Source organism: Streptomyces xanthophaeus, assembly GCF_000725805.1.
In the GTDB taxonomy this organism is placed as follows: Bacteria; Actinomycetota; Actinomycetes; order Streptomycetales; family Streptomycetaceae; genus Streptomyces; species Streptomyces xanthophaeus.
In genome coordinates, this window is record NZ_JOFT01000022.1 from 153,478 (window position 1) to 163,053 (window position 9,576).

The following is a 9,576-nucleotide window of genomic DNA, read 5'->3' on the forward strand; positions in this document are numbered from 1 at the left end:
CGGCGCCGTCCTGCTGCTGCCCTGGCCGCGGGCGGGCCCGGTCATCGCGCCGGTGGCGGGATGCGGATGGCGGCCGCCTGCAGGGGGAGCGACCAGGCCTTGCGGATGTCGGTGATGAGTGCGCGTGCGCTGTAGGGGGAGATCCCGAGTTCGCGGCGTGCCTCCGCCAGCCGCTCGGGGTCTCCGTCAGGGCCTTGCCGGGCGGCCTGCCGGGTGCGGCGGCCGATGCCTTCGCTGCTGAAGATGTCGAGGAGGGTGAGGGAGAAGTAGGCGTAGGTGGAAGCCTCGTCGATGAGCTGCCGGGCGGCATCGGTGAGCTCGTCCTCGGGGACGGGACTCGTGGCGTAGAAGTCGGCGAAATCGGCCAGGGCCACATGGAGCATGGCCGCGTTGCCCGGGCTCATGTCGTGGAGGTGGCCGCCGAGGGCCCTGAAGGCGCTGAGGACACCGCTGGTGCTGAGGGTCCACTGCTGTTTGCTCAGCAGCGTCCTGAAGCCGGCGAGGGTTTCCGAGAGCTCCTCCAGGATGAGGTGGCGGGAGATGGCCGCGAGCTCGTGGGACTGGGCCTTGTCCTGCATCTCCTTGAGCTGGAGCCCGTAGCGGAGCAGGTCTCGGAGGATGCCGCCGGACAAGGCGTGGGCCAGCATGATGTAAGGGTCGGTGAGCGCCTCCGAGCGCTTCGCGAGGACGGTCCGGGATTCCGCCAGGGTGCTGGGCTGGACGTGGATGATGTCGTCGAGCGAGCTGTCGGTGACGTCCCGGTGGGGCAGCCCGCGGCGGACGAATGCGGCGCCGACGTCTTCGGCGACCGAGATCAGGAAGTAGACGTCGGGGACTCCCAGGATCGCTTTGATCTCACTGAGGAAGGCCAGCGCCTGGGTGTCGGAGCCGAGGCGGTCGACCTCGTCGATCGCGATGACCACGCTCTGGGCCTTGGCTGCCTGTTCCTCGGCGATCAGCCTCAGGAGGGTGCGGAAGTCCTCCACGAGTTCGGGATAGTTCGGCGGGATCGTGGAGAGCGAGGTGCTGTGGGTACTGCCGAGGCTGAGGATCTGGGCGGCCCCGGTGGTCATCCCGCTGGTGGAGGCCTGCGTCGTCTGCAGCCGGTAGAGGTAGTTCCGGCACCGGGTGACGAGTTCGGGCTCTGCCTTGCGGGGAGTCCAGCCTCCTGCCCTCATCAGCAGGGTGCCCGCCAGGACCCCCGCGAGGCGCAGCGGGTTCTCGGGGTCGGCCAGGAGCGCGTGGATCTGCGGGTCGGTGACCAGGAAGTAGAGGAGGCCGAATCCCGCGGCCGGTGCGAGCAGCCGGAACATCTTCCCCGGCTTGATGTGCCACAGACCCACCCAGAACGTGGTGCGGGAGTACCGCATCTGGCGGCAGGCCAGCCAGATGACGAGCAGCAGCGTGCCGCGGGCGATCGTGCCGAGTCCGATCGGCGGGATGGGCTGCACCTTGACCGGTTCCTCGGCGCGCACGCTCAGGGGGGACAGGTCGATGTGCACCCTGACGTCGGCCAGGTCCAGCATCACGCTCACCACGGCGGACAGCAGGACCAGGAGCATGCCGAGCGGGCCGCTGGTCCGCTTCCACACCTGCGCTGCCAGGGCCGGCAGCCAGTTCGTGTGCCGGGACCTCCACCAGACGATGCCGATGACGGCGACGATCACACTGGCGGCGACCGCCTGCCCCTCCCAGATGACGTGGACACGGTCCACGACCCGCTCCGCCCATGTGCGTGCGAAGTCCGCGAGGGAGCCGGCGTACTGGGTGTAGAGGGACCGGACCGTCGGGGACAGGCCCAGGACGAGCAGTGCGGCGGCCGGGACCGCGTACGTGCTCCAGCGCCCCACTTCCCGGGCGCGCCGCCGCGCCCTGCGCAACAGCCGCGCCAGCGGGGAGAGCCGGGTGAACTCAGGAGGCTCGTAGCCCTCGTGGGTCATGTAGGTCCGGCACAGCCGGACGGACAGCGTCAGCAGGAAGTCGTGGGGGGTGTAGGTGGCCGGGGCTTGTGCGAGGAATCCGAAACCGGCCTTGTCGACGCATTGCTGCAGGAGGGTCGTCTTGCCGGCACCCCGGGGCCCGCACACGGCAATGGTGCCGTCGTCGAGGTACTGCAGTTTCCTCTTCAGCTGGCGGGCCGCCGCGGTGTCGACGACGTAGCCGGAGGCGCGCGGCGTGCCCAGGCCGTCGTAGCCCTCGGGAATGAACAGGGAGTCGGGGTCGTCGCCGAGCATGTGACGGATGCGCTGCATCGTCATGGGCACGACCCCGTTCACGTAGAGGTCGTCGCCCCACAGGACCGCCTGATATCCCAGGTCGACCCGCTGGATCACCCAGACGATCCCGTGTCCTCCTGCGAGCAGGGAGCGGCTGATGTTCCTCCACGGCCCCGTCACCCCCCGAAGGGCCAATGCCCCGAACACCGCGGCCACGGCCAGAACGGTCAGGAGCAGTGCTTGCAGGCCGGCGAGGACGAGGCAGGTGAGGGTTGCGAAGGCGACGCCCAGGCAGACGGCCAGCCAGTGCCACTCGGTCTCCGCACCGGCGGCCCGGTGCCTGGCCAGCGTCCTCGCCAACCCCTGGGACGCCTTGCGCAAGTAGCGGCGCCGCAAGCCGGAAGACTGACTGACGGCGAGGTTGAAGTGCCAGAGCCCTTGCAGTTCGTAGGCCACGTCGCTGGGACCCACGCCGGGCCGTATGTTCAGCAGCTGGGCCGCGGCCGGCTGCTCCAGCGCGGCTTCCACGCACCGGCGATAGATGTCGGTCTCGGCAGGATCGGCGAAGTTGCGCGCTCGCGCTGCCCAGGTCTCCCCGAGCGTCCGTAACGACTCCATCTGCAGTCCTTCCCCCAGTTGCAGAACCTGCGGATGCTAACTCTGCCGAGGTCGCCGTGGGCATATCCATCGGATTCGTGCGATGACGAAGCCGGGCGTGGGCAGCCGGGGCGTGACCCGGGTGCGGACGGCACCATGCGCCGCCCTGCTGCTTCGCCCAAGCGCGGCCTGTCTTCAACGGGTCGTTCTCACCCCACCGGAACGGTCTGGTGTGGCCACCCGCGGGTCGCCTCAGTCCGAGGCCGTCTCGCCCTGATCGAGCCAGGAACGGGTGATGCGGGTTTGGGGATGGTCGGGGCCCAGGATGCGGCTCTCATCGGAAGCGACCGCGGCCATGAGGTCCCGCGCCGTGTCGGGGTCGCCCGCCTCACCCACGTAGTAGGCGTGCTGGTACCGGCTCGTGAGGGTGTCGGGGTGGTCGGGGCCCAGGACGCGGATCCCATCGGAGGCGACCGCGGCCATGAGGTCCCGCGCAGCGTCCGGGTCGCCCGCCTCACCCACGTAGTCGGCGTGCTGGTACCGGCTCATGAGGGTGTCGAAGTGGTCGGGGCCCAGGACGCGGTTGCGGGCGGAGACCAGGTCGGCGAAGAGGTCTCGTGCGGTTTCGGGGTCGCCCGCCTTACCCACGTAGTAGGCGTACAAGTGGCGGCTCATGAGGGTGTCGGGGTGGTCGGGGCCCAGGACGCGGCTCTCATCGGAGGTGACCGCGGCCATGAGGTCCCGCGCCGTGTCGGGGTCGCCCGCCTCACCCACGTAGTAGGCGTGCTGGTACCGGCTCATGAGGGTCCGAGGGTGGTCGGGACCGAGCACACGTCCGCGGTCGGTGACCAGGTCGGCGAAGAGATCTCGTGCGGTTTCGGGGTCGCTCGCCTCACCTACGAAGTAGGCGTGCTGGTTTCGACTCGAGAGGGTGTTGGGGTGGTCAGCTCCCAGAACGCGTGTGCGGTCGGAGGCGACCGCGGCCATGAGGTCCCGCGCAGCGCCCGGGTCGCCCGCCTCACCCACGTAGTAGGCGTGCTGGTACCGGCTCGTAAGGGTGAGGGAGTGGTCGGGGCCCAGAACACGTGTGCGGTCGGAGACCAGGTCGGCGAAGAGGTCTCGTGCGATGCCGGTTTCGCCTGACTTGGCGGTGCAGCTGGCTTGCCATGCACGCGCGTTGAGGGTGTCTCGGTGGTCCGGGCCGAGAAAGCCCGCTGAAGCCGTGGCCAGAAGCCCGTAGAGGCGGGAGGCTTCCTGAAAGTCATCGCGCTCCCTGGCGGCGGTGGCCTCGGCGCGTAGCTGCTCTGCGGTCTTGTTCGGGATGTCCGCGCTGGTGGGTGGGTTGTCCGGGACAAAGGCGGGTGATGGTTCACCGAGCTCGGTGGTGATGCGGTTGACGGTGTCGTCGTCGGTGTCGTTGACCGCGCTGACCCGCTCCAGGACCGCGTCGATGTCGTCGGCTTCCGGGTCGGCGGAGGTCTCTTCGCCCGGGGCGAGGTGAGCGAGGTCGGGCAGGCGCTCGTGAGGAGCGGTTCCCTGGCCCCGGAGGCGGTCGAGCTCTTCGGTCAGCGTGTCGATCTGTTCCTGCAGGCGTGCGGAGAGGTCTTCGGCCTGCTGCTTCTTCTCCTCGGCGCGCGTGAGCTCGCTCTCGGCCTTGGCCTGCTGGGACTGGGCGCGCGCGAGCTTGGCCTGGGCGGCCTCCACCACTTCCCGGCCCGTGGCGTCGTCACGTTCCCGCGTCAGCGTGGTGACCCGGCCGGTCAGGTTGTGGATCATGCTGAGAAGGATCCAGATCAGCCGGGCGCTGTTGTCGGCTGCCTGGCGGAGCTCCGCCTGCTGCTCCAGGGCTCGGGTGAGCCGGTCGTACGTCTCGATCTGCTGCGCCTGTGCCGCGGCCACGTCCACGACGCCTGCTCTGGCGCCCGCAGTGGCCTCAGATGTCAGGCCTCTGGCTGGGGCTGTGCGGGGCGGGTGCATCGCGTCGTATAACAGGCCGTCGGCCTCGCTCTGGCGGCGTTCGCGCATCTGGGCGGGCACCGTCGCGCCGATCAGGGCGGTGACGAACGGCTGCGAAGGGATCCGTCCGCTGAGGAGGGAGCTGATCTGCGTCGTGGAGTAGTTGATCTCCTTCTCCAGCACAGCGAGGGTCTTGCCGGAACCCTCGACCTGGGCGCGCAGGAACGCGGCGAGCTTGCCCGCCGCCGGGTTCGCCGGCCGGATCGCCCCCCACGGCCGGCCCTTGCGCTTGTCCGCTCCCGCCACCTGTAGCCCCCTGCTGCGTGCTGTGTGTTTGTCCGCTCCATCCGGGACAAGCACGGTTCTGTCCGCAACTTACCTGCGATGTTCCGTCTGGAGGGCCGGGATAAGTCAACTCCCGTTCATGGTCTGCCTACCGGCCGCACACCGCGGCCCCGCACTCGAAAGGGCAGCCCGTGAACGACATCCTCGCCGTCGCCGCCGACCTCCTCACCCTGGTCGGAGCGGCGCTCACCATCACCCTGGAAACCCGGCGGGCCCGCCGCGAGGCCCGCAAGGGCGACACGGACCACGAGGGTGAGAACCCTCCGCAGTGACCAGGCGCCCGTGCCCCAGTCTCGCGGCCGGGGCACGGCCGAATCCGGACCGGGCCTGCCGCGAGGGAGGACCGGGCCGGTGCCCTTCGGTGGGTCAGCGGCGCATGTGCCAGGCGCCGTAGAGGCCGGTAACAGCGCTGATGACGCCGGCGAAGCCGGTGGCTCCCACGGCGAGGTAGACGCCGGCGCAGGCGGCGAGGAGGGCGATCAGCACGATGCTGTCGCGGTGCCTGTGCCGGTCCGCTGCCGGGGGCATGGCCGGTTCCGGGCGACCGGGAGGCTGTCCCGGGCCGGGTGTCTGGGGTGTCGCGTCGGTGTGGGTCATGTCTCCAGGAGAGCGGCCGCAGGGGCGGGTTCCTAGCGATCCGTACGGGCCCGCATGGACCCGGACAGTGCCGGTCACCGTGCAGCTGAAGCGGCCCTGACCTCGAACGCTGCCAAGCGTTCAGCAACGTTCGGAAGATTCCGTGTACGTACGCGCCCGGCTCCCTCTAGCGTTGCTTTCCGGACAGGGGGGTGATCCGGTGACACAGACAGATCCCGGGATCGAACCGCACGACGCCACCGCCATCACCGCGTTCGAGGACGCTCTGCAGGCGTTCACACACGACCTGAACCGGCTCCACATCGACCACGGCGCACCGTCCTACGCGACCATGGCCGGTGCCTCGGTGAGGCCGCGGCTGACCAAGGCCGGCCTCAACGAGATGCTCTCCGGCAGGCGGTTCACCTCCCTGGAGGCACTGCTCGAACTGATCCGGGTCCTCACCACCTCCCGCTCCCGAGACCTGGAACAGGGTTCCGCCGCCGGGTCCCAGGCCGACACCGACCTCCTGGACGAATGGCGGGGCCGGTGGCGGGACGTCAAACTGCTCCAGCGTCAGGCCCAGCCTGCCAGCAAGCGCTTACGTGCCACGGTGCGGCAGACCCTGGACGATGCCGCGCAGGAAGCCCAGGCCGTCCGCGAGGACGCCCGCGCGGAAGCAGGCCGGATCCGTGGGAGCGCGGAAGCCGAAGCCGTACAACTGCGCGCCGAGGCCCAGAAGGAGGCCGACGAAATCCTGCGCCGGGCCCGCGAGAAGGCCGGGCAGGTCCACCGGGCGTCCGCGGGGCAGGGAGCAGCCCCGCACGCGCCGGGCGTTGCCGACGTGAGCCGGTCGCGGTGGCGGCAGGGGACAGGCCTTGCGCTGCGTCCCGCGTTACGTCCGCTGGCTGCCGCGGTCGCGGTGGCCGCTCTGGCGACGACCGCGATCCTGACGGGGGACTCCTTCCTCGGCACGTCCGGCGACTGCCGGGCCCAAGACGCCGGCCGGCTCATCCCCGGAGTCGGCCTCCAGGCCCGCGGTACCGTCCAGCAGGCCGCGTTCGTCCCTAGGCCCGAGGTCTTCATCACGTTCCCGCCCAACTACACCCCGCGGCCGATGTTCGGCTTCCCGAGCGGGCCCCCCTCCGGCTCTTCGTCGGAAGCCTCACCCACACCAAGTCCCGAGCCGACCCCGAGTCCCACGCCCACACCGACGCCGACGCCCACCCCTACCCCCACACCGACGCCGACCGCCTCGCCAGCCCGGGACAAGCTGGACCCCTGCGCCCCGAAAGCGTACGCCCGCTAGTCCGTGAGCCGGACAGGGCGGTGTGTTCGGGATCGCCGAACCGTCATCACCCTCATGACCCGCCGGATCACCAAGGCACGCAAGCCCCCCGAACGGTTCCCACCCCTGCTCTGGCTGTCCCCCGACAGGCGATATTGACTGGCTCAGCCCCCGAGTGCTCTGACGTGCCATCGAGGAAGGGGCGGGGAGCCGGTCTGCCGCTCGGCGGCCGCGCGTTCCTTGACGATCGTGGAGATGGCGGCCAGGGGCTCAGCCAAGTGGTCAGGTTTGTCGGCCAGGTCGAAGGAGGCCGGCGGCGGGTGGGGCCCGGCGTGTGCGGGAGGATCGCTTCGTGACCACTCTCATCCCGCCTCCCGGGCCCGACCGGCACCGGGCGATTGTCAGCGAGGTGGCCCTCCTGTGGGCCGCGCACCACCCCGGACCGTTCCCCGACGTGCCGTTTGATCACAGACACGATCTCGCGTACCTGGATTTCAACATGGCTGGCTGCGTCACGACCTACCTCAGCAACGATGGCGTTCCCGGCCCGGGCGCCGTCGAGGTTCTCCGGGACTGCCTACCGGAACTCCGTGCGGCCGTCGCGCTGCTGGCGCGTTCGGCGGACTACCGAGAGGGACTCAGGGTCTTCAGAGGCTTGCTTGCGATGGCCGAACTGATCCTCGCCGACGAGGCGTAAGCCGGTCGCCGCCCGGCCCACACGCACCGCAGTTTCCGGCGCACCAGCAGGGACGACCCGGCTCCAGTCAAGATCACTTGTCACGGACCCGCCGACACAACGTCAGCACCACACCTCGCCACCACAGCGCTTGTCATGGCAGCCTCGCAATCAGGCGCTCAGCGCATCGGGCGCCTTGTCGTTGCGGATCAGGCCCACCAGCCGTCGCCGGATTGCCAGCGCTGAACCCACTCCAGGAAGCCGAGCGCCTCCGGCCCCGGATACGGGTGGGCGCCTACGTCGCTGAGGAGCCAGACCTTGCCGCGTTGGGGGCCGGTGACGACGAGCACCCAGTAGGAGAGTTCGTCGTCGGTGCCCAGCACGACGGAGCCGTGGCCGTGGACATCGGCGACGCGCTCGTCGTGATCTTCGACGAGGGGTTCGCCTTCCCAGGCCCAGGTCTCCTGGAGCGGGAACGGCGCCGCGGGGTTCCGGTCAGCTGGGTGGGGCCAGGCCGGCGTGAGCCAGCCCAGGGGCAGCAGTCCGCCGTCCTCCGGCGGCCCGAGCGAGGAGCCGTTGGCGATTTCCGCGACCAGGCTCCGGTACGGCTCCGGGAGTACGGCCCCGTTCTCGGCTTCCCACGTCGAGACGGCCTCGTATCCGAGAGCCGGCTCCCGCCATTCCGGCTCGAACGCTGAGCGCAGGAACTCCAGGGTGGCCTCGTCGGGCCGCTGATCAGGTGATGCGATCGTCATGGCGACATGCTCGCAGCAGGCACTGACCGAGCCGCTGTCACTCGTCGTCGGCGTACAGCCGCTGGTCGAGGTCGCTCGCCCAGCGCTGGGCCCAGGCGCGGAGCTCGGTCGTCTCAGCCTCGGTGAGGCCGTACGCGGTGAACTCCTCGTCGTCGGCCCAGTCCGCGCCGACGAGGCGGTCGCGGAGGTCCTCGAGGCGGAACTCGCCGCGGCCGTGGCGTTCCCCGAGGCGCTCCAGTTCGCCGGTGTCACGGTGTGCGGAAGCGGCGTGGACGTCGATGAGGTCGCGTACGGCGCCGCGGTCGGCCAGGGCGCGGACCTTCGTGCCGATGACGGAGTCGAAGGCCAGGACGGGGCCGTACTCGGTCTGGGCCGGCGGGGTCCAGAAGTGCTCCTTGAGGACGTCGACCTCGCAGTCCTCGTCGGTGTCCGGGTCGGTGACCATCATCCGGGCCGAGAGCGTGTCCACGTCGATCACGCGTACGCGCCAGCCGCGCGCGTTCAGGCCGAGCTCGAGGCTGGCGACGATCTCGGGCATGGGTGCCGGGTTCTCGGTGGCGACGTCGAGGTCCTGGCTGAGGCGGTCGACCAGGCCGTGGGCCTGGACGGCGTACCCGCCGGTAATGACCAGGGGGTAGGGGGTGCCGATGTCGATGACGGCGCTCAGGAGCCGACGGTGCAGGTCGGTGAGGTTCACGCGGCGGCTGATCCCGCGGGGGTGAGCTCGGGGAAGGCGCTCTCCCAGGCCTGCCGCAGATGCCGGGGGACCAGCGTGCGCAGGGTGGGCCACTGGGCGAGGAGCAGGTCGCGGTTGAGGAGGTTCACGAGGTCCTCGTGCTGGCCCTCGGCCAGGACGGTGCGGTACATGCCCATCCGCAGGCGCGGGCGGTCCAGGTCGTAGGAGCGCAGGCCGGACCAGGCGACGTGCAGCGGGAGGTGGACCACGCCGTGGGCTGGGCCTGCGAGCTTCTCGAGCGAGGCGGGCAGCCGGTTCGCGTACCTGGCGTGCAGTACCTCAGCCGCGGAAGGCTCAGGGCCGGTGGAGGAGAGCGTGACCATGGACCTGATTATCCCGCGTCCCGTGCGTCTCGGGTAGCGCAGGTGCGACACGCCGGCCCCGGGCCGCGCAGGGCCCGCGGGGCCCGGGGGGCCCGGGGGGCCCTGCGC

9 protein-coding genes are annotated in these 9,576 nt (G+C 70.4%); 3 read left to right on the forward strand and 6 right to left on the reverse strand.

Going from position 1 to position 9,576, the window contains the following annotated elements; all coding sequences use genetic code 11:
- Positions 1 to 41 precede the first annotated feature (41 nt).
- A complete protein-coding gene (locus tag IO30_RS0115300; RefSeq protein WP_051902313.1) occupies positions 42 to 2,834 on the reverse strand; it encodes a hypothetical protein in 2,793 nt (930 codons plus the stop codon).
- A 231-nt stretch (positions 2,835 to 3,065) separates the two neighbouring features.
- Positions 3,066 to 5,075, reverse strand: a complete 2,010-nt coding sequence (locus tag IO30_RS41975) for a tetratricopeptide repeat protein (protein ID WP_051902315.1) — start codon at positions 5,073 to 5,075, stop codon at positions 3,066 to 3,068.
- Between the two features lie 170 nt (positions 5,076 to 5,245).
- Between IO30_RS41975 and IO30_RS45425 the strand changes: the two genes are divergently transcribed.
- The gene (locus IO30_RS45425) at positions 5,246 to 5,386 is read left to right on the forward strand and encodes a hypothetical protein (RefSeq protein WP_157853310.1); all 141 of its coding nucleotides are present in this window, start codon (positions 5,246 to 5,248) and stop codon (positions 5,384 to 5,386) included.
- A gap of 94 nt (positions 5,387 to 5,480) precedes the next feature.
- Here IO30_RS45425 and IO30_RS45430 read toward each other — a convergent pair whose 3' ends face one another.
- Entirely contained in the window at positions 5,481 to 5,642 is a 162-nt protein-coding gene (locus IO30_RS45430) for a hypothetical protein (RefSeq protein WP_157853312.1), read from the reverse strand.
- 268 nt (positions 5,643 to 5,910) lie between these two features.
- On the opposite strand from IO30_RS45430, the gene IO30_RS46400 reads away from it, so the two are divergent.
- Both IO30_RS46400 and IO30_RS0115325 read left to right on the forward strand, forming a co-directional pair.
- The gene (locus IO30_RS46400) at positions 5,911 to 6,999 is read left to right on the forward strand and encodes a DivIVA domain-containing protein (RefSeq protein ID WP_031143249.1); all 1,089 of its coding nucleotides are present in this window, start codon (positions 5,911 to 5,913) and stop codon (positions 6,997 to 6,999) included.
- Positions 7,000 to 7,330: 331 nt separating this feature from the next.
- Positions 7,331 to 7,675 carry a hypothetical protein gene (locus tag IO30_RS0115325; protein WP_157853314.1) on the forward strand — a complete coding sequence of 115 codons (345 nt, stop codon included), beginning with the start codon at positions 7,331 to 7,333 and terminating at the stop codon, positions 7,673 to 7,675.
- Between the two features lie 188 nt (positions 7,676 to 7,863).
- On the opposite strand, the gene IO30_RS0115330 is transcribed toward IO30_RS0115325, so the two are convergent.
- The 3 genes from IO30_RS0115330 to IO30_RS0115340 are packed head-to-tail and all read right to left on the reverse strand — an operon-like array spanning position 7,864 to position 9,468.
- Positions 7,864 to 8,409, reverse strand: coding sequence for a hypothetical protein (locus IO30_RS0115330; protein ID WP_031143253.1), 546 nt, complete (start codon positions 8,407 to 8,409; stop codon positions 7,864 to 7,866).
- A gap of 37 nt (positions 8,410 to 8,446) precedes the next feature.
- Positions 8,447 to 9,106, reverse strand: a complete 660-nt coding sequence (locus tag IO30_RS0115335) for a nucleotidyl transferase AbiEii/AbiGii toxin family protein (protein WP_031143255.1) — start codon at positions 9,104 to 9,106, stop codon at positions 8,447 to 8,449.
- Positions 9,103 to 9,468 carry a hypothetical protein gene (locus IO30_RS0115340; RefSeq protein ID WP_031143257.1) on the reverse strand — a complete coding sequence of 122 codons (366 nt, stop codon included), beginning with the start codon at positions 9,466 to 9,468 and terminating at the stop codon, positions 9,103 to 9,105. Before IO30_RS0115340 ends, IO30_RS0115335 begins: the two co-directional genes overlap by 4 nt.
- Positions 9,469 to 9,576: the final 108 nt, after the last annotated feature.

What these genes read in the sequence shown, in the direction of transcription:
- IO30_RS0115300 (WP_051902313.1), bottom strand. Translation starts at nt 2,834, where the DNA reads ATGGAGTCGTTACGGACGCTCGGGGAGACCTGGGCAGCGCGAGCGCGC.
- IO30_RS45430 (WP_157853312.1), bottom strand. Translation starts at nt 5,642, where the DNA reads ATGCCCCCGGCAGCGGACCGGCACAGGCACCGCGACAGCATCGTGCTG.
- IO30_RS0115330 (WP_031143253.1), bottom strand. Translation starts at nt 8,409, where the DNA reads ATGACGATCGCATCACCTGATCAGCGGCCCGACGAGGCCACCCTGGAG.
- IO30_RS0115340 (WP_031143257.1), bottom strand. Translation starts at nt 9,468, where the DNA reads ATGGTCACGCTCTCCTCCACCGGCCCTGAGCCTTCCGCGGCTGAGGTA.